The sequence below is a fragment of the Streptomyces bikiniensis genome, assembly GCF_000716625.1.
Taxonomy (GTDB): Bacteria; Actinomycetota; Actinomycetes; order Streptomycetales; family Streptomycetaceae; genus Streptomyces; species Streptomyces bikiniensis.
Genome location: NZ_JNXJ01000044.1, coordinates 1 through 20,410 on the forward strand (window position 1 = coordinate 1; position 20,410 = coordinate 20,410).

Annotated in this window: 14 protein-coding genes and 1 pseudogene; 9 read left to right on the plus strand and 6 right to left on the minus strand. The window is 74.2% G+C overall.

The window, feature by feature from the left end; all coding sequences use genetic code 11:
- From OO47_RS38120 to OO47_RS33595, 3 genes and pseudogenes are all read right to left on the minus strand, one after another.
- Positions 1 to 708, minus strand: a 708-nt coding sequence (locus tag OO47_RS38120; protein ID WP_234323313.1) for an AMP-binding protein, incomplete at its 3' end; no start/stop codon positions are given.
- Positions 709 to 844: 136 nt separating this feature from the next.
- Positions 845 to 1,639, minus strand: a pseudogene (locus OO47_RS38125) (AMP-binding protein); the annotation flags it as partial.
- Complete coding sequence (locus tag OO47_RS33595; protein WP_051736412.1) at positions 1,624 to 7,293, minus strand: non-ribosomal peptide synthetase; 5,670 nt, start codon at positions 7,291 to 7,293, stop codon at positions 1,624 to 1,626. The gene OO47_RS33595 and the pseudogene OO47_RS38125, both read right to left, overlap by 16 nt.
- Positions 7,294 to 7,674: 381 nt before the next feature.
- On the opposite strand from OO47_RS33595, the gene OO47_RS27410 reads away from it, so the two are divergent.
- The gene (locus OO47_RS27410) at positions 7,675 to 7,869 is read left to right on the plus strand and encodes a hypothetical protein (RefSeq protein WP_030220211.1); all 195 of its coding nucleotides are present in this window, start codon (positions 7,675 to 7,677) and stop codon (positions 7,867 to 7,869) included.
- A 345-nt stretch (positions 7,870 to 8,214) separates the two neighbouring features.
- On the opposite strand, the gene OO47_RS27415 is transcribed toward OO47_RS27410, so the two are convergent.
- Positions 8,215 to 11,187, minus strand: a complete 2,973-nt coding sequence (locus OO47_RS27415) for an AfsR/SARP family transcriptional regulator (protein ID WP_030220213.1) — start codon at positions 11,185 to 11,187, stop codon at positions 8,215 to 8,217.
- A 326-nt stretch (positions 11,188 to 11,513) separates the two neighbouring features.
- Here OO47_RS27415 and OO47_RS27420 point away from each other — a divergent pair, with 326 nt between their 5' ends.
- Positions 11,514 to 11,894, plus strand: a complete 381-nt coding sequence (locus tag OO47_RS27420) for a nuclear transport factor 2 family protein (RefSeq protein ID WP_030220215.1) — start codon at positions 11,514 to 11,516, stop codon at positions 11,892 to 11,894.
- 382 nt (positions 11,895 to 12,276) lie between these two features.
- Here the strand turns inward: OO47_RS27420 and OO47_RS27425 are convergent, their stop codons facing one another.
- Positions 12,277 to 12,618, minus strand: a complete 342-nt coding sequence (locus tag OO47_RS27425; RefSeq protein ID WP_234323314.1) for an alpha-amylase — start codon at positions 12,616 to 12,618, stop codon at positions 12,277 to 12,279.
- Positions 12,619 to 12,981: 363 nt separating this feature from the next.
- Here OO47_RS27425 and OO47_RS27430 point away from each other — a divergent pair, with 363 nt between their 5' ends.
- Together OO47_RS27430 and OO47_RS38825 are read left to right on the plus strand one after the other, a co-directional pair.
- Positions 12,982 to 13,635, plus strand: a complete 654-nt coding sequence (locus tag OO47_RS27430; RefSeq protein ID WP_051716279.1) for a DinB family protein — start codon at positions 12,982 to 12,984, stop codon at positions 13,633 to 13,635.
- Positions 13,636 to 13,750: 115 nt separating this feature from the next.
- Positions 13,751 to 14,140: a hypothetical protein gene (locus tag OO47_RS38825; RefSeq protein WP_030220221.1), complete on the plus strand. Its 390-nt coding sequence runs from the start codon at positions 13,751 to 13,753 to the stop codon at positions 14,138 to 14,140.
- A gap of 311 nt (positions 14,141 to 14,451) precedes the next feature.
- Here OO47_RS38825 and OO47_RS27440 read toward each other — a convergent pair whose 3' ends face one another.
- Positions 14,452 to 15,648 carry a PP2C family protein-serine/threonine phosphatase gene (locus OO47_RS27440; protein WP_030220226.1) on the minus strand — a complete coding sequence of 399 codons (1,197 nt, stop codon included), beginning with the start codon at positions 15,646 to 15,648 and terminating at the stop codon, positions 14,452 to 14,454.
- A gap of 367 nt (positions 15,649 to 16,015) precedes the next feature.
- Between OO47_RS27440 and OO47_RS27445 the strand changes: the two genes are divergently transcribed.
- From OO47_RS27445 to OO47_RS27465, 5 genes are all read left to right on the plus strand, one after another.
- Positions 16,016 to 16,582, plus strand: a complete 567-nt coding sequence (locus tag OO47_RS27445; RefSeq protein ID WP_030220229.1) for a hypothetical protein — start codon at positions 16,016 to 16,018, stop codon at positions 16,580 to 16,582.
- Between the two features lie 139 nt (positions 16,583 to 16,721).
- Complete coding sequence (locus tag OO47_RS27450) at positions 16,722 to 17,183, plus strand: DUF4383 domain-containing protein (RefSeq protein WP_030220231.1); 462 nt, start codon at positions 16,722 to 16,724, stop codon at positions 17,181 to 17,183.
- Between the two features lie 346 nt (positions 17,184 to 17,529).
- Positions 17,530 to 17,943: a DUF7144 family membrane protein gene (locus tag OO47_RS27455; protein WP_030220233.1), complete on the plus strand. Its 414-nt coding sequence runs from the start codon at positions 17,530 to 17,532 to the stop codon at positions 17,941 to 17,943.
- Positions 17,944 to 18,381: 438 nt separating this feature from the next.
- The gene (locus tag OO47_RS27460; RefSeq protein WP_063831942.1) at positions 18,382 to 18,954 is read left to right on the plus strand and encodes a potassium channel family protein; all 573 of its coding nucleotides are present in this window, start codon (positions 18,382 to 18,384) and stop codon (positions 18,952 to 18,954) included.
- Between the two features lie 43 nt (positions 18,955 to 18,997).
- Positions 18,998 to 20,362 carry a chloride channel protein gene (locus OO47_RS27465; RefSeq protein WP_051716280.1) on the plus strand — a complete coding sequence of 455 codons (1,365 nt, stop codon included), beginning with the start codon at positions 18,998 to 19,000 and terminating at the stop codon, positions 20,360 to 20,362.
- Positions 20,363 to 20,410 lie beyond the last annotated feature (48 nt).

Genomic DNA, 20,410 nt, shown 5'->3' on the forward strand with positions numbered 1-20,410 from the left:
GCCGTTGGGGGTGAGCGGCAGCCGGTCGAGGACGGTGACGTGGGTGGGGACGAGGTGGTCGGGGAGGCGATCGGCGACGTACCGGCGGATCTCGTCCGGCGAGGTAGTGCCGCCGGTGACGAGGTAGGCGGCGAGTCGTTCCTCGTGGACGGTGACGACGGCCTGGGTGACGGCGGGGTGGGTGAGCAGGGCGGTTTCGGTCTCGCCGGGTTCGACACGGAAGCCGCGGATCTTGATCTGGTCGTCGGCCCGGCCCTCGTAGACCAGCCGCCCCTCCCGGTCGAAGCGGGCGAGGTCACCGGTCCGGTACAGCCGTCCGCCCTTGCCGCCGAGCAGGTCGGGTACGAAGCGGCTGGCTGTCAGGTCGGAGCGTCCGAGGTAGCCGTGGGCCAGGCCCTCCCCCGCGAGGTACAGCTCGCCGGTGACGCCGGGCGGGCACAGGTTCAGCCAGGGGTCCAGGACGTAGGCGCCCTTGTTGAGGAGCGGGACGCCGATGGGGACGGGAAGGCTCGGATCGACGCCGGGCGCCATGAGGTGGGTGGTGGTGAAGCCCATGGACTCGGCCGGCCCGTACCCGTTGACCACGGTGATCCCGGGCCGCTGCGCCTGCAGCTTCTGGACGTGGGCGCTGAACGCGTCCCACGACACCGGCGAGCACTGCAGGAACACCTCGCCCGGACCGAACCGCCCGTACGACTGCCCGCTCACCGTCCTCCGAGGTGTCGGCCGGAAAGGCCGCCAAGTCGTCGTGGGCCGGGAACAGGACCGTCGGCCATGCGCCTTCCACGCGTGCGGCGTGGGCGGGGACGGTGAGGAGAAGGGAGATGCCCGCGTTCTCCGCCGCCGAACGCAGCCGCTCGTCGGGGAAGTCGGGGTCGAGCAGCGTGTACGCCGCTCCCGCCTTCACCACCGCCAGCACCGCCACCGCGAAGTCCGCACCACGGTCGAGCAGCACCCCCGCCAGATCACCCCGGCCCAGGCCGTGGGCCCTCAGCAGATGCGCCAGCCGGTTCGCAGAGGCGTCGAGCTCGGCGTACGAGACCCTCCGCTCACCGTCCACCAAAGCCGTCCGCTCCGCGAACCGGGCCGCCGCCTCCTCGAACCGCACCACCAACGAGGCGTCACCGGTCTCGGCGACGGAACCGGCCCAGGGCCCGGTGAGCAACGCGCGCTCCCCGGGCGTGAGGACGTCCAGGGCCGAGAGGCGTGTGCCGGGGTCGTCGAGGACCTGGTGGCATACCCGGCCGAGGAGGGAGGTCATCCGACGCACGGTCTCCGCGTCGAACACGTCGGCGGCGAAGAGGACAGTGGCGGACAGCTCGGCGCCGTCCTCGGAGCGGAGGAAGAACTCCAGGTCGAACTTGGCGGATCCGTTGCCCCGCTTCTCCACCGTCCCGAACACGGGGGCCGCGCCGGCGGGGGTGCCAGAGGCGGCCTCCAGCGTCAGGCAGATCTGGAAGAGGGGGTGCCGAGCGAGCGACCGGGCCGGGTTGACGGCCTCCAGGACCAGGTCGAACGGCGCCTCCTGATGCGCGAACGCGTCCAGGTCGGCCGTACGCACGCGGCCGAGGAGGTCCCGGAAGGTCGGATCACCCGCACTGTCCGTCCGCAGCACCAACGTGTTCACGAAGAACCCCACCCCCGATGCGAGGCCCGAGCCGGACGCGGGCGGTCGAGCGTCAGACCGTGCTCCTCCGGAAGACCGGCCAACGCCTCCCGCCAATAAGCGAGTTCACGACCGAGGAGAGAGCCCGGATCGTCGGCCGCCCCGAGGACGCGCCGCTGCCAGACCGCGTAATCCGCGTACCGCACCGCCGGCGGATCCAGCACCTCACCCGCATAAGCACGCTCCAGATCCGTGAAGAAGGCGTCGTGGGAAAGCCCGTCCGTCGCGACGTGATGGAACACGAGCGACAACACCCCCGAACCGTCGGGGCGTTCGAAGAGCCGGGCACGGATCGGAAGGTCGGCCCCCAGGTCGAAGACCCGGCCGGCGGCCTCGTCCAGGGCCGCGTCCAGCTCGGCGTCGGACGTGACGGCGACGTGCTCCAGCGTGAGGCGGGCCCGCTCGGCGGGGCGCACGCGCTGGTACGGCTCGCCGTCGACGGCCTCGAAGACGGTGCGCAGCGGGGCGTGCCTCTCGATCACGGCGCCGAGGGCGGACTCCAGGGCGTCGGCGTCGATACCGCGCTCCAGCCGGACCACCATCGGCACGTTGTACGCCGCGCTGCCCCCGTCCAGCTGGGAAAGCAGCCACAGCCGCCGCTGCGCGAACGACGCCGGCGGCAACCCGCCCTCCGCCTCCCCCGCGACCAGCGGGAGGAGCTCCGCGACCGGGGCGCCGCCGCGCCCGGCGATCAGCTCGGCGAGACCGGCGACCGTGGGCCGCTCGAAGACGTCGCGGATGGTCAGGCGGGTGCCGAGCAGTTCGGCGATGCGGTTGGTGAGGCGGGCGGCGAGGAGGGAGTGCCCGCCGAGGGCGAAGAAGCTGTCGTCGATGCCGACCTCCGCCGTGTCCAGGGTGAGCGCGAAGAGGGCGACGAGGGTCGCCTCGGTGCGGTCGCGCGGGGCACGCCGGGCGGCGGAGGAGGAGGTGTCCGGGGCGGGGAGGGCACGCTTGTCGATCTTGCCGTTGGGGGTGACGGGAAGGCGGTCGAGGACGGTGACGTAGGTGGGGACGAGGTGGTCGGGCAGGCGATCGGCGACGTACCGGCGGAACGCCTCCGGGTCGGGGTGGGCGTCGGCGTGCGCGGCCGTGCCGAGGGCGGTGTCCGGGCGGGCGCCGCCGTCCGTGTCGGGGGCGGTGGGGCCGGAGTCGAGGACGAGGTACGCGGCCAGGCGCTGCTGGTGGACGGTGACGACGGCCCGGATGACGGCGGGGTGGGTGAGGAGCGCGGCCTGGGTCTCGCCGGGTTCGACGCGGAAGCCGCGGATCTTGATCTGGTCGTCGGCCCGGCCCTCGTAGACGAGGCGGCCTCCGGCGTCGAAGTGGACGAGGTCGCCGGTGCGGTACAGCCGTCCGCCGGCGGGGCCGAAGGGGTCGGGCACGAACCTGGACGCCGTGAGGTCCGGTCGTCCGAGGTAGCCGTGGGCCAGGCCCTCGCCGCCGACGTACAGCTCGCCGGTGACGCCGGGCGGGCAGAGGTTGAGGTACGGGTCGAGGACGTAGGCGGGCTTGTTGACGAGCGGGGCTCCGACGGGGACGACCTCGTGCGGCGCCCCGGCGGGCTCGACGGCGTGCGTGGTGGCGAAGATCATCACCTCGGCGGGGCCGTACCCGTTGAGGACGGTGATGCCGGGCTTGAGCCGCTGGAGCTTGTGGACGTGGGCCGGGGAGGCGGCCTCGCCGACGGTGAAGGCGGTGGTGACGGTCTCGAAGGCCTCGGGGTGCTCGTCGGTCAGGTAGTTGAAGAGCGTCGCGGAGAGCAGGAGCGTGGTGACGCCGTGGCGACGGGCGAGCTCGGCGACGAGGGCGGGTTCGGGCTTCTGGCCGGGCTGGAGGACGGCGGTGCCGCCGTGCAGGAGGGCGCCCCAGAACTCCAGGCTGAACGCGTCCCAGGAGACCGGCGAGCTCTGGAGCCAGACCTGGTCGGTGCCGGTGGGGAGACAGGGCTGGCCGAGGAGGGTGGCGACCAGGTTGCGGTGCGAGGACAGGATCGCCTTGGGGCGGCCGGTCGATCCCGAGGTGAACATGAGGCAGGCGGGGTCGTCGGGGCTGATGCGGACGCCCGGACCGGGTTCGGTGTCGGGGCCGGGCCGCGCGTCCGGGGCGGCGGCCGCGTCGGCGCCGGCGGGGTCCGTGTGGGTGGTCCAGGTACCCGTGAGGCGGTCCGCGAGGCCGGGGCGGGTGACGAGGTGGGTGATGCCGGCGTCGGCGGCGGCCGAGCGGAGGCGCTCGTCGGGGAAGTCGGGGTCCAGGAGGACGTGGGCGGCGCCCGTCTTGAGGACGGCGATGAGAGCGACGGAGAAGGGGACGCCGCGCTCCAGGAGGACGCCGGCGAGCTGCCCACGGCCCAGGCCCCGGTCGGCGAGACGACGGGCGAGCCGGTTCGCGGCGGCGTCGAGCGCGGCGTACGTGACGGCACCGTCCGCGTCGACGAGGGCGGTGCGGTCCGGGTGGAGCCGTACCCGCTCCTCGAAGCGGGCGACCAGGGTCGTCTCGGTGGGCACCGCGACCGGTCCCGCCCAGTCACGGGTGAGGAGGGTGCGCTCCTCGGGGCGGAGGACGTCCAGGTCGGCGACCCGGCGGACGCCGGGGGCCTCCTCCGCGGCGAGGACGGCGGTGACGAAGGCGGCGAAGCGGTCCTGGTGGGTCGCGGTGAGGACGGGGGCGACGCCCTCGACGGGGGTGTCGAAGTCGATGCGGAGGCCGTGGGCGGCGCCGAGGTCGAGGACGGCGACGTTCAAATCGTCGACCGGGCCGTTGGAGACGTTGTGGTTGACCGTGGGGTGGCCGCCGACGGTCAGGTCGGCGTGGAAGCCCATGATGTTGAGGACGGGCGAGGCGAGCCGGCGGTCCGCGCCGGCGTCCCGGCGGAGGTCCTCGTAGCGGGTCCGCTGGTGGCGCAGCCCGTGCTTGACCGCGGCGGCCGTGGCGCGCAGCAGCTCGCCGAAGGTGTCGTCGGGGCGGATACGCAGCCGGAGCGGGACGATGTTGGACGCCATGCCGGGGGTGTTGCGGGCGGCACGGGTGGTGCGGCCGGTGACCGGGAGGGCGAGGACGAGTTCGTCGCGGGCGGTGACGCGGTGCAGGTAGACGCCGAACAGGGCGATGAGGAAGACGGACCAGTTCACCCGCTCGGCGCGGGCGGCGGTGCGGAGGCGTTCCGCGTCGGCGGCGCTCACGCGGACGCTGCGGCGGGAGAACGGCAGGGCGCCGTGGGCGGCGGGCGCGCGGTCGCGGCCCCTGACGAGTCCGGTGGGGGCGTCGGGGGCGCCGGCGAGGTGGTCGCGCCAGGCGGCGAGGTCGGCGGCCGCGTCGGCGGAGGAGCGGTAGGCGGCGTCCTCCGCGAGGAGTTCGGCGAGGGAGCCGAACGGGGAGTCGCCCCAGGGCTCGCCGGCGACGGCCCGCTCGTACAGTTCGACGAGCCGGGCGAGGGCCATGGCGACGCCGACGCCGTCGACGACCAGGTGGTGGAAGCCGTAGAAGTAGAAGAAGCGGTCCTCGGCCAGCTTGACGAGCGCGCAGCGGACGGGGGCCTCGCCGGTGAGGTCGAAGGGCGCGCCGATGAGGCCGTCGATCAGCCGCCAGGCGGCCGCCTCCGGGTCGTCCGCGGCGCTGACGTCGTGGAACGGCAGCGTGCGGTCGCCCGCGTCGGGGTCGAGCAGCTGCCGGACCTCCTCGCCGTCCTCCTCGAAGCCCCGGATCCGCAGGAAGTCGGCCTCGTCGACCAGCCGCCGCCAGGCGGCCGCCATGAGCTCCGGGTCGACCGGGCCGTTGATCTCCCGGCACTCGCCGACGTTGTACTTGACGCCGGTCGGGTCCAGGAGGTGGGCCGTCCAGATGTCCCGCTGGGCCACCGAGAGCGGCAGCCGCACGGCGGCCGGTGCGGGTGCGACGGGCGTGTCGAACGGCATGAAGGCTCCTGTGGGGTCACGTCGGGCGGGGGTGCCGACGGCACCGGATGCGTACGGGGTCGGCCGGGGGGGCCGGGCGGGAGCGGGTCGGCGGGGGCCGCCCGGCGGATCGGGGTGGATCGGCGTGGATCGGCGTGGAGCTGGGTCGGTCGGGGTCGGGCGGGATCCTTCGGGCGGATCGCAGTCCCGGGCGGTGGAGCGGCCCGGCGGACCCGCCCGGGGATCTCCGGGCGGGTCCGGCCGGGTTCCGTCCGGCCGGCCGGTCGGCTCGTGGCGATCGGCCGGCAGTGGCCATACAACCCGTCCGCGGGTGCCCGGAGCGGCAGTTGCTCCGGCGGTAAGGCAGCGGATCGGCGGCGCTGCGGCAGTCAGGCGGCAGCGGAGGCGGCGACGGCGGCCGGGGCGGTGGGGGCGGCGGCCGGGGCGGCGGGGGCGGGTGCCGGTGAGCCGGACCACCTCGTCCAGGTCGAAGTCGGCGTCTTCCGCGGCGCACAGCCGGGCGACGAGGTCCCGGGGGCCGGCCGGCAGGCCGTCGAGGGCACGGACGACGCCGTCGCGGAGGTGCGAGCCGGAGGTGCCGTCGGAGAGGTGGTCCAGGAGCGGGGCCGGGTCCGTCTCGACGATGCCCCGGAGGGTGGGCAGGTCGCAGACGGTGAGCCAGGACGCGGCAGCGGCGAGGGCGAGGGGGTGCCCGTCGAGCCCGTGCGCGACGCGGGCGACGTCGCCGAGGCTCCGCTCGTCCGCGACGATGTCGGGCCGCGCACGGCGGATCCGGCTGAGGAGGAACCGTACGGCGGGCGCGTCGGCGGACGGCGTGCCGTCGGGGCGCGGGGCGTCCAGCGGCGCGAGGAGGAAGAGGCGCTCGCCGGGCACGTCCCAGGGGGCGTCGGCGGTGACGAGGACGCGGAGACCGGGCAGTTCGCGCAGCAGCCTGCTCAGCCGGGCGAAGTCGAGGCGCGCGCAGTCCGCCCCGTCGAGGACGAGGAGCGCGTCGCGGTCCCCGAGGGCGGCGAGCAGTTCCGCGGGCGGCTGCGCGTCCCGGCCGCCGAAGCCGTACGGGGTGTCGGCGGCGGCCTCGGGACCGTGGAGGTGCTGCGTACCGGACTCCGTCGCGTGCGGAGGGGCGGCGGGGCGGTCCGGGAGGCGCAGGTGGGCGGCGCAGGTGGTGGCGAGGGCGGCGAGCGGGTCGCCGTCGTGGGGCAGGCAGTCGGAGGCCGCGCCGGGGGCGGTGTGCCAGAGGACGGGGAGGCCGGCGTCGTGGAGGCGGGCGGCGGTCTCCAGGGCGAGCCTGGTCTTGCCGACGCCGCTGAGTCCGACCACGGTGATCAGGCGCTCGGCGCCGGAGCGCAGTTCCTCGGCGAGGACGGTGGCCTCGGCCTGCCGGCCGATCATCGGGTGCAGCGGGACGGGGGGCGCGCACCGTTCCAGGAGCTGGTGGCGGCCGGCTCCGCCCTGGGGGCCCCGTCTCGCCGCGTCTTCGAGGGCGGCGCGGGCGCGGGGGCCGAGGCGGAGGCCGTCGGCTATCAGCCGGACGGTGTCGGCGCGGGGCCGGAGGGCCTTCCCCTTCTCCAGGTCGCGGATGGCGCGGACGCTGATGGTGGAGAAATCCGCGAGTTCGCGCTGGGTGAGCCCGATGCGGAGGCGGTGTCCGCGGATGAGGGCGCCGATCGCGGCGGTGGCCGTCGACGTGCCCTCGGGGGAGAGACCTGTCGTCATGGAGTGCTCCCGCTGGTCAGGTGGGGGCGGGACCGGGCGCCCGGCCTGGTCGGGGCCGGAGGCGGCGGCTCCTCGCCGTCTTCTGGCACCAGGTTCCGGGGGGCGCCTATCGACGGGGCATCGCGTCACTAACCGTGCCGGGGGCGTCCGGAAGGGGTCACGGAGATAGCGGTGAAAGGCCGTCCGGCGGTCCGTGATAGCGGTCCGCGTCCCGGTGCGGGCGGAGGCGGTGCGGTGATAGCGAGGCGATAGGGCAGCGGGCGGTGCGGTGAATCCGCCCCTTCGTAGCTTGGTGTCCAGAAGGAAACGACAGCCCCGGACGAAGCCCGGAAGGGACCCGCGAAGGGCCCGCACGGAACACGAGACGAGACGGAGAGTCCCATGCAGAAGAAGACCGCCGCCGCCCGCACCGCCCTCCGCGCCGCCGTCACCACCGCCCTGGTCGTCCTGGTGACCGGCTTCGGCCTCCAGACGAGCTGGGCCGACGACCCGGCCCCGGCCACCGGCACCCCGGCCACGTCCTCCGCCCCCGCCCCGACCCCCAGCCCCACCACCGACAACAACCCCTGGGACTGACGTCCCCGCGGTCCCGGACCGTCCGTCCCGGACCATCCCGGACCGGAAGCGCGGCGCGACCCGACGCGCCGCCCGCGGCCTCCGCGGTCGAGACGTTCCAGGCGCCACCCCCGCTCGACCCCACTCCCCCTCGGGCAGGGTCGTGAGCACGTCCCGGCGCACCCCCGCGACACGCCCGCGCGTCAGACCCGACGCCCGGAATCCCGTCGGCCACCGATCCCGCCCCGAGGTCCCGCAGGCATCGGCCCGCACGCTCCCGTTCCCGTCACGGGCACCGGCCCACGGCGCTCCCCGCCCGGCACTCCGCCGGGCCCGTCCGCCCCGCCGACCTCCACGCGGAGGCGTTCAGCGGGCGCCGAGCAGCCGCTCCGCCTCCGCGAGTTCCCGTGTCATCCGCCGCTCGCGGAACACCTCGACCGCCGGCACCAGCAGTTCCCGCGAACGTCCCGGCTCGTCCGTCAGCAGCCGCGCGAGGTCCAGGCGCGCCAGCGCGCCACCGCTGAAATCCATGACCTGCTCCCGCGAGGAGACCGCGCGGTCGTAGAAGTCGCGGGCCCGGTCCGGCCGCCCCATCATGGCGAAGGCGTGGCCGAGGTCGCGCAGCAGGTGTCCTTCGCCGATGACGTCGCCCGAGTCCCGGCAGAGTTCGAGCACCTCCGTGAAGGTGAGGACCGCGAGGTCGGTCCTGCCCTGTTCGAGGAGGACCTGGCCGACCCGTCGCAGGGTGCGGGCCCGGCCGCCGGCGTAGCCGATGCCCTCGTAGATGTCGAGCGCTTCGTCGAGCTGCTTCTGGGCGAGGTCGGTCTCGCCCTGCCTCATGCGGATGTGGGCGCTCTGGGTGAGGACGATGGCGCGCCCGACGACGTCGCCGGCGCGTTCGAAGTCCGCGAGGGACCGGCGGTACAGCTCCAGGGCGGCCGCGTCGTCCCCGTTGGTCCGGGCGATCAGGGCCATGTCACGACGGCAGAGCGCCTCGCCCATCGGCTCGTCGAGGGCCTGGAAGACGTCGAGGGCGGAGTTGAGCGACTGCCGGGCGGTGTCGTACTGGTTGCGGCTCATGTAGAGGGAGCCGAGGGAGGCGCGGATCGCGGCGGTCCCGCGGAGGTTGCCGGCCTTGCGGACGGCGGCGAGCGCGGTGAGGTGGGTCGACTCCCACAGGTCGTAGTGGCCGCGCACCTCGAAGAGGGTGACGAGCGAGGTCGCGAGGTCCCAGCTGAGGTCGTGCAGACCCTCTTCGGTGGCGTGCCCGACCATGCCGCAGAGCGCGGCCTGTTCGGCGTCGAGCCAGGCGAGCGGGTCGGCGAGGGCGTCGTCGGTGTACGGGGACGGCGGCCGCCAGCGCGGCGCGGTGCCGTGCAGCACGGTGAAGTCACCTCCGTACACCCTGCGGTGGGCCTCCTCGACGAGGTGCATCCAGCCGCCGGCCATGCGGGCGAAGGCGGCGTGGCGGACCTCCGGCGGGTGCTGCGCGGCGAGCCGCTCGCGAGCGTAGACGCGGATGATCTCGTGGAAGCGGTAGCGGAAGCCGCCGCTGGGCTCGACGCCGGCGACGTCGAGCATCTGCACGTCGACCAGCGGTTCCATCAGGTCGGACGGGAAGAGGCGGTGGTCGTCGAGGAGCGCGCCGGCGAGCCAGCTCGGGAACGTCGGCGCCTGCGCCATGCTGAGCAGCCGCAGCAGCCCCCCGTCCTCGGGGGCGAGTCCTTCGTAGGTGAGGGAGAGGCTGGCGCGCATGGTCATCTCGCCGTGGGCGAGCTCGTCGAGCCGGTGCCGCTCGTTGGCGAGCCGCTGCACCATGGAGGCGAGGGTCCAGTGCGGGCGGGCGGCGAGGCGGGCGGCGACGATCCGGAGGGCGAGCGGCAGGCGGCCGACGGTGCGGACCAGTGCCTCGGCGGCGGCGGCCTCGGCGGCGACCCGGTCGCCGCCGACGATGCGGGCGAGGAGTTCGAGGGCCCGGTCCTCGTCGAGGACGTCGAGCTCGACGCGGTGGGCGCCGGGGAGCGCGGTGAGGCGGGCGCGGCTGGTGACGAGGACGGCACAACCGCGGCTGCCGGGCAGCAGGGGGAGGACCTGGCCCTCGCCGGCGGCGTCGTCGAGGACGACGAGGACGCGCCGCGTGGAGAGGCGGGTCCGGTACATCTCGGCGCGCTCGTCGAGGGATTCGGGGATGAGCTGGCCGGGGATCCCGAGGGCTCGGAGGAAGCGGCCGAGGACCTCCGCGGGGGTGGCCGGGGCGGCGGTGGTGCCGCGCAGGTCGCAGTAGAGCTGCCCGTCGGGGAAGCCTGTCTCGGCGAGGGCGTGGGCGACGTGGACGGCCAGGGTCGACTTGCCGGTTCCGGGCTTGCCGGTGATGGCGGCGAGGCCGACGGTGCCGCGTCCGTCGCCGCCTGTGAGGGCCTTCTCCAGGGTGCCGAGCCGCTGCCCGTCGGCGACGAAGTCGGCGATGTCGGCGGGGAGCTGATGGGGAACGGTCTCGTGGCGAATCGATTCAGCAGTGGGCGCGGGCGACGCCGCGTCGAGTGCGGCGGGGTCCCCGTCCGGCGCCTCGGGGCCGGGCGCGGTGGCGCCCCGTGCGAACGGCGGGGCGGGGCGCGCCGCGGTGGGCGGCGGAAGCTCGCCCGCGAGGATGGCGGCCTCGAGGTCGCGCAGTTCGCGGCCGGGTTCGAGCCCGAGCTCCTCCGCGAGGTAGCGGCGGGCGGTCCGGAAGGCTTCCAGGGCCTCGGCCTGCCGGCCGGACCAGTAGAGGGCCTGGATGAGCTGACCGTGCAGCTTCTCCCGCAGGGGGTGCTCGCGGGTGAGCCGCTGGAGTTCCCCCACGAGCCGGTCGTGGTGGCCGAGTTCGAGTTCGAGCCGGGTGCGGAGCTCCACGGCGGCCAGGCGCTCCTCGTTGAGCTGCCGGGCCGCGTTGGCGAGCGGGCCGCTGTCGAGTCCGGTGAGGCAGTCGCCCTGCCAGAGCGTGACCGCGGATCTCAGGAGCCGAACCGCCTCCTCGCGGTCGCCGCCCTCGCCGAGCGAGCGGGCGCGCTGCACCAGACCCGTAAAGAGGGCGGCGTCGACGTTGCCGGCCCCGGTGTGGAGCACGTACCCGGGCGGTCGGGTCGTGAGGGTGACCTCGCCGTCCGCGCCGACGAGCAGCTTCCGCAGCCGGGAGACGCAGATCTGCACCTGCGTCCTGGCGGTCTCCGGCGGATTGTCCTCCCAGATGAGGTCGACCAACTGGCTGGTGCTCACGACCCTGTTGGTCTCCAGGAGGAGCGCGGCGAGGATCACCTCCTGCCGGCCGGGAGGCACGCGCAGCGGCCCGGCGGTGCCCTGCACCTGGAGCGGCCCGAGGACCCGGAAGGTGAGACGGGGCCCGCCCGGAACGTCCGGATCCCCTAACCCGCCGTCGGCAGCAGCCACTGATTCCCCCACGCAACAGATGAGACGACACACCGGAACCGCACCGCGCCACACCGGAACGTGCCGGTCCGTGCCGGGACGTCAGGATCATGTGAGGACAGTCTCCACGTCTCTCCCGCTCCTGTCCATGCTGTGAAGATTCCGGCTTCGCGATAGGGAGGCGATAACGGGGAGTTGGGCGGTCGCCGCAGAATCCTGGACGAAGGCGAAAGGGGTTGGCACCGTTGAACAGCCGAGACACCATGACGACCGGAGACCCGGGGAGCGGGGACCTGGTGACCGCCGCGGGCATCGACCACGTGCGGCTGGTCTACGACTACCTGGACGGCGGCGACCTCGACGGCTGCGGTTCGCTCCTGCACGACGCGATGGTCCTCGAACTCCCGGGCCAGCAGGCGGCCCGCGGCCGCACCGACGCACTGCGCGCCCACGTCCTGCACGCCCTCCCGGGCGCCCGGCACGTCGTGGACCAGGTCGTCGCGCAGAACCGCACGGTGATCGCCACGGGCCACCGGGTCACGCCGGAGAGCACCGCGGCCGAACAGCGCTTCGTGGACGTGTTCACGATCGCGGACGACGGTCTGCTGCGCACCTGCGTGCGGTACTTCCACGCCACGCCCTGAGGACCCGTCGACGGACGCCCGTGCTCGGCGCCGGCCGTTCGACCGCCGCCGCCCCGGCGCCCTGCACCGGCGCGTCCTCGACCGCCCTCCTGTGCGGCGGCGCACCGTTCCGCTCCCGCTCCACCGGGCCGGCACCGCCCCGGCAACCGCGCATCGGGCCACCGGAGCCCCGACCGGGTGCCCACACCTCAAGCCGGACGCGCGAGCCTCCACGGGTCGAGCAGGAAGGAGAGCCGGAGTCGGGCGCGGCGGCCCCGCGCTCCGGGTGGGCGCCGACCCGGCCACGGGGGCGTGCGCACGCCGCGCGACACCGGTGATCGGGATGCCGCCGCCGGGGGCGCCCCGCTTCGCGATCGGCACCGGCCGGAGAAGCACCGGAGGTTCAGGCGCGGCCGGTGGTGACGAGGACGGGGTCGCAGACCCTCAGCCCGGTGACGTAGTTGCCGTTCGTCCCGTAACCGGCGAAGGTCACCCGGCCACCGGGCTCCACGACGCGGCACGGGGCCCACTGGCCGTTCGTGTACTCGACCGTGACCGAGACGGTGTCGGCACAGCCGTTGTGGACCTCGGTGTAGCGCCAGCTCTGGAAGTGCTCCACGCAGTCCGGCGCCGGTGGCGCGGCGGCCGCGGCGAACGGGGTGACGGCCAGGGGCGTCAGGAGACCCGCCGCGACCACGGCGGCGAGAGCGAAGGGGCGCGCCATGCGCTTCGTGTCGTTTGCCATGCCCCGCATCCTCGGGGCACGGCAGAAGCTTGCGCAAGATGATGAATAATCTTTCAGCCAAAGCCCTGTCACTCGCGCGAAACGACGGGCCACTGCGCGTTTCCCGACTGAAGCACGCTTCGAATCCCCCGTGCACACGCCGCGAGGCAAGCGCGGCCCCTGCTCGCCACCACCGTTTCGAACTCGCGGATCCGAAACCCGGATCGGCGCGGTAGCAGCGAGGATCCAGGGCCGGCTCCCGCTCGCGGCGCGGCATCCGCACGACACCCGGGCGGCATCGCCGTACCGGTATACGTCGGCCGGGTACGGCAGTAGAGTCCGACCGAAACTTTCTGCAAGATTTTGCAATCGGAGGGATCCACCATGCCGGGATTCGCCCCGCCCGCCGGCGACGAGCGCACGGCCCTGACCGCCTATCTCGCGCACCAGCGGCGTGCGTTGCGCGTCACCGCCCACGGCCTCACCGACGAACAGGCCCGCACGGCGTCCCCGGTCGGTGACTTGAGCATCGGCGGGCTGATCAAGCACGCCGCGCGGTGCGAGGCCTTCTGGACGGACCTCGTCCTCGGGGAGGAGAGCGGGCCCCGGCGCAAGGCGGACGAGCCGGACGACGACGAGTTCCGGCTCTCTCCGGACGAGACCCTGGCCTGGGCGCTGGCCGCGCACGCGGAAGCGGCCGACCGGACGGACGCGGTCATCGCCGGGGTTCCCGACCTCGGGCAGGCCGTTCAAGTCCCGCGGGGGCTCCCCTGGTTTCCCGCCGAGGTCGAGGAGTGGTCGGTCCGCTGGGTCCTGCTGCACCTGATCGAGGAGACGGCCCGGCACGGAGGCCATGCCGACATCATTCGCGAGAGCCTCGACGGCGCGACCCTCTACCCGCTGCTCGCCGCCGCCGAGGCGTGGCCCGATCCGTGGTTCCGGCCGTGGGAGCCGGCACGCCGGGCACCGGGACGGGCATCGGCGGAGGCCCGGGTCACCGCTGCCGGACGATCCGCCGGATCGATCGATCCACGATGAGAGCGGCCCGGTCCTGCTCACGTTCTCGCCGGAATCCGCGGCGACGACCTCCGGTCTCCCCCGGAAGCCACGGGCCGCGTCCGCACCCGCCGCGCACCCGCGAGAGGAGAGCGCCGTGCCCGGCCCCGCCACCTGCGCAGAGGCCGCGTCCGGCAACGGCCGCAAGACCAGCCGCGATCCGCGGCGGACGGCAACGCCCGCGCACGAGAGGAACAGCGGTGAGCAGCGCCCACGACGTCCTCGTCCCGGGACGACCGGGCGTCAACGGAATCGTCCACGCCCCCGAACTCCCCTGTACGCGGCCGCCTTCTCCTTCGCCCGGCTCGCCGGCGAGGACCTGCGGCGGTGCGCACTGCACGGCGCTGTCGCCGTCGCCGTCGCCGGAGCGTACGCCTGCACCGTACCGGCGACCGGGAGCGACGCCATCGAACGCGTCACCCTGCTCGACGCGGTCGCCGAACTCACCGCCGACCGGCCCGCTTCCGGGCCGGGACGCGCCGGGTGAACGCCGACTCCCGTGACGCCGCGATCCTGGACGGAGGCGTGGCCGACCGCGCCCCGCCACCCGGCGCGGCGGGCCTCCCGGGGACGGGTGCGGCTGTGGTGCACCGATCCGGACGAACAACCCGCGATCGACCCCTGGTTCCGGCCGGGCCCGGAGGGCGACGGCGTCGCCTTCGGACGGGGCCCGACACGTGTCGCCGGCCCGCGCGGGCCGGGGGAGGCGAGGGCGTACGAAGTCCCCGGGGCCGTTCCACTCTGCCGGTCGCTCCCGGGACCGGCCGTCACGGGGCCGTGACCGACGGGGACGAAGACCTACGCGTCGGCGCCGGTGTCGGCGTGCCGCCTCCCGGCGCCGGGGCCGTACCAGTCCAGGCAGACGACGGTGGCGTCGTCCTGGAGGTGGCCTCCGGCGGCGTCGGTGACCGCGGCGGTCAGGATCCGGACGACCTCGCGGGGGCGCTCGCCCGCGGTGTCGCGGATCAGGCCGGGCAGGTCGACGTTCTCGGTCCGGCGTTCCTGCGCGCCGTCGGTGTAGAGCACGAGGCGGTCGCCGGGTCTCAGGTCGAGGTCCTGCACCCTGTGGGGGGCCGGGGCGTCGACGCCGAAGGGCAGGTTGACGGCCAGGGGGACCTCCTCGACCCGGTCCCCGCGCAGGCGCAGCGGCCACAGGTGGCCGGCGTTGACGAGCTGCGCGCCGCTGCCGTCGAGGGAGACGCGCAGGAGCAGGCCGGTGGCGAAGGTGCGCCGGCCGTACGTGAGCATGGCCCGGTGGGTCTGCCGGGCCTGTTCGGCCAGATCCGCTCCGGCACGGCGGGCGCCGCGGGAGGCGTTGATCAGGAGGGTGGCGATGAGGGCGGCGTCCACGTCGTGGCCCATGGCGTCGGTGATCGACAGGTGCAGGACGTCGTGGTCGAGGGTGTAGTCGTAGGTGTCGCCCGAGACGCTGTCGGCGGGGGCCAGGGCGCAGGCGAGGGAGAACTCGGCCGCTTCCACGGAGGGTGAGGAGGGCAGCAGTTGGCGCTGGATCTCGGCGCCGAGGCTGACTTCGGTGGTGCGCTCCCCCCAGTGGTAGAGGTCGGTGAAGCGGCGATCGGTGACGATGATGTACGCCAGTGCGTGCGCGGCCTGCTCCACCTGCTCCAGCACCTCTTCGGTGGCGTCGGGCAGGAACAGCTCCAGCACGCCGATCGTGTCGCCCCGGTTGGTGACCGGTGCCAGGATCCGCTGCCCTCCGTCGTCGTCCTGGGCCCGCAGCAGCTTCTGCGAGCGCAGGACCTCGTGGTACGCGCTGCCTGCCAGCGGAATCCGTTCGGTACTGCGGTCCCGCCGCGTGGACGTCTCCTCGGTGACCCGCACCACCGTGCGGCCGACGACGTCGACGAACAGGAAGGAGACGTAACGCGCGTCGAACCGCTCCCGCAGGTAGCGCGCCACCACATCCAGCGAGGCCACGGGCGCGGCGTTCTCGGCCGCGGCCAGCACGTCGGCCAAACCGATCCGGTCAGTCATGTCCGCCTCCCAGCGTCCTCGTTCCCGCACGTTTCTCTGCCCCGAAAATCACGTTGTTCTCACCCCGTGCCCTCCCGCCCGGGTCTCCGCGGCGAGCCGCCCCGGACGGTGACGGGCCGGGGCGGCCGACGTCCCGGGGTCCGGGCTCCGGACCGCGTCTTCGAACCGGGCGTCCGGCCCGTGGACCGGGCGCCTCGGTGCCGTCGTGGCCGGGGGCGCCGACGGCCGGGCCGGCACCGGCCGCCGGCGCCCCGGCCGTACCCGTCCGGCCCACCGCGATGGCGACGGCAACCGGGACGGACGAAGGTGGGGTGTCGTCCGCCCGACGCCCGTGTCGGGCGACCCACCTTCCAGAAGGAGCACGGTCATGTCCGAACGCAACACGCTCATCCGCAGTCTGCACGACGTGGGCCTGGCCGCCTGGTTCGGCGGTTCGCTGATGGGCGCGGTCGGCCTCAACGGCGCGGCCCGGAGCGAGGGCGGGACGGAGGCGGCCACGGACCGGATCGCTTCGGCGGGCTGGGCGAAGTGGACGCCGGTCAACGCCGCCGCCATCGCCGCGCACCTGTTCGGCAGTGGGGGGCTGCTGGCCGTGAACGCCCACCGCGTCGCCACCCAGCAGGGCGTCGCCGCCTCCACGGCGGCCAAGACCGCCGTCACCGCCGCGGCCCTGGCCGCCACCGCCTACGCCCGTGTCCTGGGCAAGAAGGTCGAACTGGCCTCCTCCTCCGACCCCCAGGACGCCGAGAAGGCGGCCGAGCACCCCGTCGACCTGGACAAGGCCCGCCGACAGCTGACCTGGGCCCAGTGGGCGGTGCCGGCGTTCACCGGATGCCTGGTGGTGCTCAACGCCCTGCACGGCGAGCAGCAGCGCGCCGGTCAGCAGGTGGCGGGCATGTGGGAGCGGGCCCGCTCCGTGAGCCCCTTCATGTGACGCGACACCGGTCCCAGCCGGCGCGAGGGAATTCGCACGGGCCGGCGTGGCATGTCCGCCACAGCCGGGGGCACCCGCAGGAAGCCATGACGGACCGGGCGACCGGGACGGCCTTCGCTCCTGAACGAAAAGAGATGTCGTGACGACGCACGCCCCTTCCTCCCGCAACGCCAGAACACCGGTCCAGCAGGCGGCTCTGGCCGTGGGAGCGGTCTTCCTCCTCGTCGGCGTCCTCGGCTTCGTCCCGGGTGTCACCACCCACTACGACACCATGGAGTTCGCCGCCCACCACTCCGAGGCCAAGCTCCTGGGCATCTTCCAGGTGTCCGTCCTGCACAACATCGTCCACCTCCTCTTCGGCGTCGCCGGTCTGGCACTGGCCCGCAGCGCCGGCACCGCCCGCAACTACCTCGTCGTCGGCGGCGCCGTCTACCTGGTGCTGTGGCTGTACGGCATGTTCATCGACCACGACAGCGCCGCCAACTTCGTCCCCGTCAACACCGCCGACAACTGGCTGCACTTCTTCCTCGGCATCGGCATGATCGCCCTCGGCTTCCTCCTCGGCCGCGACACCGCCGGCCGCGCACGGACGGCCAGGTAGCCGAGTCCGCCCGCGTACACGCGCCGGGCGGCGTCCCGTTCTCCTTCCCGTGCGGCCGGCGACGGGCGGCTTCCTGCTCCGTGCTCCGCGGTCCGCACGGGCTTCCCTTCCGTGACGACGGGCCCCGGCGGAGAACGGACACGAGTGGCGGGGCCGGACAGGAGCACCCTGTCCGGTCCCGCTGTCGTCGGGAAGGCCGGAGAGCGCCCTTCTCGCACGCCGGGCCGACGGCGGCAGGAACGGCTCCTCCTCCGACGTGCGTCAGGAGGCTCCGGGACTCAGATTGGAGGTATCCGGTCCGCCGGACGGGAGGTCACGGCGGGCAGCGACGGAAGGAGAGCCTGTCATGACGACCCACACGGGCGCATCCGGTCGGCACGGGGAGACGCACAGCAGCGGCTGGCTGGTCTTCGCCTCCGTCATCATGGTCTTCAGCGGCATCATGACGCTGCTCGCGGGCATTTCGGCCATCGCCAAGGACGACGTCTTCCTGGCCACCCGTAACTACGTCTACGAGCTCGATCTGACGGGGTGGGGATGGATCCACCTCATCCTGGGCATCCTCGTCGCGGTCACCGGCGCCGCCGTGTACAAGGGCGCCACGTGGGCCAGGGCGGTCGGCGTGGGCCTGGCAGGACTCAGCATGATCGCCAATTTCATGTGGCTTCCCCACACTCCGTGGTGGGCGTCGCTCCTCATCGTGATCGACGCCCTCGTCATCTGGGGTCTGTGCGTCGCTCCCCGGCCGACGAGGTACTGACACCCGGCCTGCGGGCCCGGAGCGCCCGGGACGGCGGCGGGGAAGCAGCGGGTGAGGTCCTGGGGGCGGGAACGCGGAGGCGCGAGCACCGCGGGCCCCCGGGACGGGAACCGGACCGGTCCCCGATCCGCCGTGCGCCGAGGGCCGGCCCCGGCGCGTCTCCCCCGACGCCGCGGCGCGTCGACACCCGGACGACGGCATGCGGCTCGTCTCCGGTAGCGGGACGCGGCGGAAGCACTTTTGCTGGACGGAAGGCGGGTGCTCCGCCGGGTACGACGGCCCGTGAAGCGTTCCGCAGGAGATCCTCATGGCAGTGCAGCCGAAGCCGGTGCAGCCGGCGTCCGCCGCGCCCCCCGGCACGACGGCGTCCGGCGCGGGGCCGGGCACTCCCCCCTGCGGCGCGGTGGACGGACGGACCGCCGGAGAGTCGCGGCCCACATGAGCGTGCCGCGAGGGGGAGAACGGGACCGGCGGCCGCGTCCCCCACGCGTCCGCCCCCTCCTGCCCCTCCTGCGTTCGGCGGTCGTGGTGGCGACGAGCACCACCGCCTACTTCCTGCTGCCCCTCGACAGCACCCTCGACCAGCACACCGTCGTCGTGCTCGTACTGGGCATGCTGGGGATCGGCGCGCTCCTGGCCCTGCAGGCGGTCGGCATCGTCAGGTCGCCGTACCCGCGGCTGCGCGCCGTCGAGACCTTGAGCACAGCGGTTCCGCTGTTCCTGCTGCTGTTCTCGTGCACCTACTTCCTGTACGCGCGGGAAGAGGGAGGGCGGTCCTTCTCCGAACCGCTCAGCAGGAACGACGCCCTGTACTTCACGGTGACCGTCTTCGCCACCGTCGGCTTCGGCGACATCGTGCCCGTCTCGCAGACGGCTCGCGCGTTGACCACGTGTCAGATGGTGGCGGACCTCGTCCTCGTGGGGGTGATCGCGAAGGCCGTCGTCGGGGCGGTCAGGATCGGGCTGGAGCGGCGCCGGTCCTCCTCTTCCGCCGGGGGACCCGAACCATGACCTTTCCGCATCCACGTCCCCAGGTCCGGAAGGGCGGAAGTCCATGACCGCGTCGAAAACAGTCCCGGCCTCCTCCCCGGGACCCGAGGAACCCTCGGAGGCCGACCGGCTGCGGGCCCTCCTGCGGACCCCCGCGTACCTCAAGGCCCTGGTCTTCAGCGCCCTGATCGGCGTCCCCGTGTCCTTGGCGGCCTTCTGGTTCCTCGTCGGCCTGCACGAGCTGGAGCACGTGGTGTGGGCGGACCTGCCGGAGGCGCTCGGCTGGGCTTCGCCTCCCGCCTGGTGGCCGCTGCCGCTGCTCGCCGTCGCGGGGGTCGTCGTGGGTCTGGTGGTGACCCGGCTGCCCGGCGCGGGCGGGCACGTCCCGGCCGGGGGACTGCACGCCGGCGGTGCCTCCACCGCCGCCCTGCCCGGAGTGGTCGTCGCCGCGGTCGCGAGCCTGCCGCTCGGCGCCGTCCTGGGGCCGGAGGCCCCCCTGATCGCGCTCGGCGGCGGCCTGGCGCTGTTCTTCCGGCGTCTCGTCCGCGCTCCGGCCACCCCGCAGAGCACCGCGCTGCTGGGCGCGGCCGGTGCGGCGGCGGCCGTCTCCGCCATCTTCGGCAATCCGCTCATCGCCGCCGTCCTCCTGATCGAAGTGGCGGGCGTGGGCGGTCCTCAACTGTTCGTCGTCATGCTCCCCGCCCTGCTGTCCAGTGGCGTCGGGGCCGTGGTGTTCACCGGCTTCGGACGCTGGACCGGCCTCGAGACGGGCAGCCTCTCCCTCGGCTTCCCCACCGCTCCGCCGCGCCTGGACACCGGGGACGTGGTGTGGTCGGTCCTGCTGGCGGTCGGCGTCGGAGCGCTGGTGCACCTGCTGGTCGTCGGAGGACGGCTGACCGCCGTCTTCGTGGCGGCCTCCCCCTTCGTACGCACGGTGGTCTGCGCGGTCGCCGCCGGGGGCTGCGCCGCCCTGTACTCGGTCGTCACGGGGCGCACCCCGGCGGACGTCGCCTCCTCGGGCCAGGCGACGCTGGCCGGACTCGCCTCCGATCCCCACGCCTGGGGCGTCGGCGCGCTGGTGGCGGTCCTGCTGTTCAAGGGTGCCGCGTACGCCCTGTGCCTGGGCAGTCTCCGCGGCGGACTGGTCTTCCCCGTGCTCTTCCTGGGCGCGGCCGCGGGCGTGCTGCTCGCGCCGCTGCCGGGCCTCGGGGTGGTCCCCGGGGCAGCCGCCGGAATGGCCGCGGCCTCGGCCGCCGCGTTGCGGCTTCCGGTCAGCAGCGTGGCCCTGGTGGTCCTGTTGCTCGGCAACTCCGAGACGATTCCGGTGGTGATCCTGGCGGCGGTGACGGCCTTCGCCACCGCCGAACTGCTTCCTCCGGGCCCGCCGCTCACGCCCCGCCGCCCGCGCGGAGGGGCGCGGGCCGCGTGAGGGAACCCCGGGAAGGACCAGGTGCCGAGGGCACGGGCGGCGGGGTGC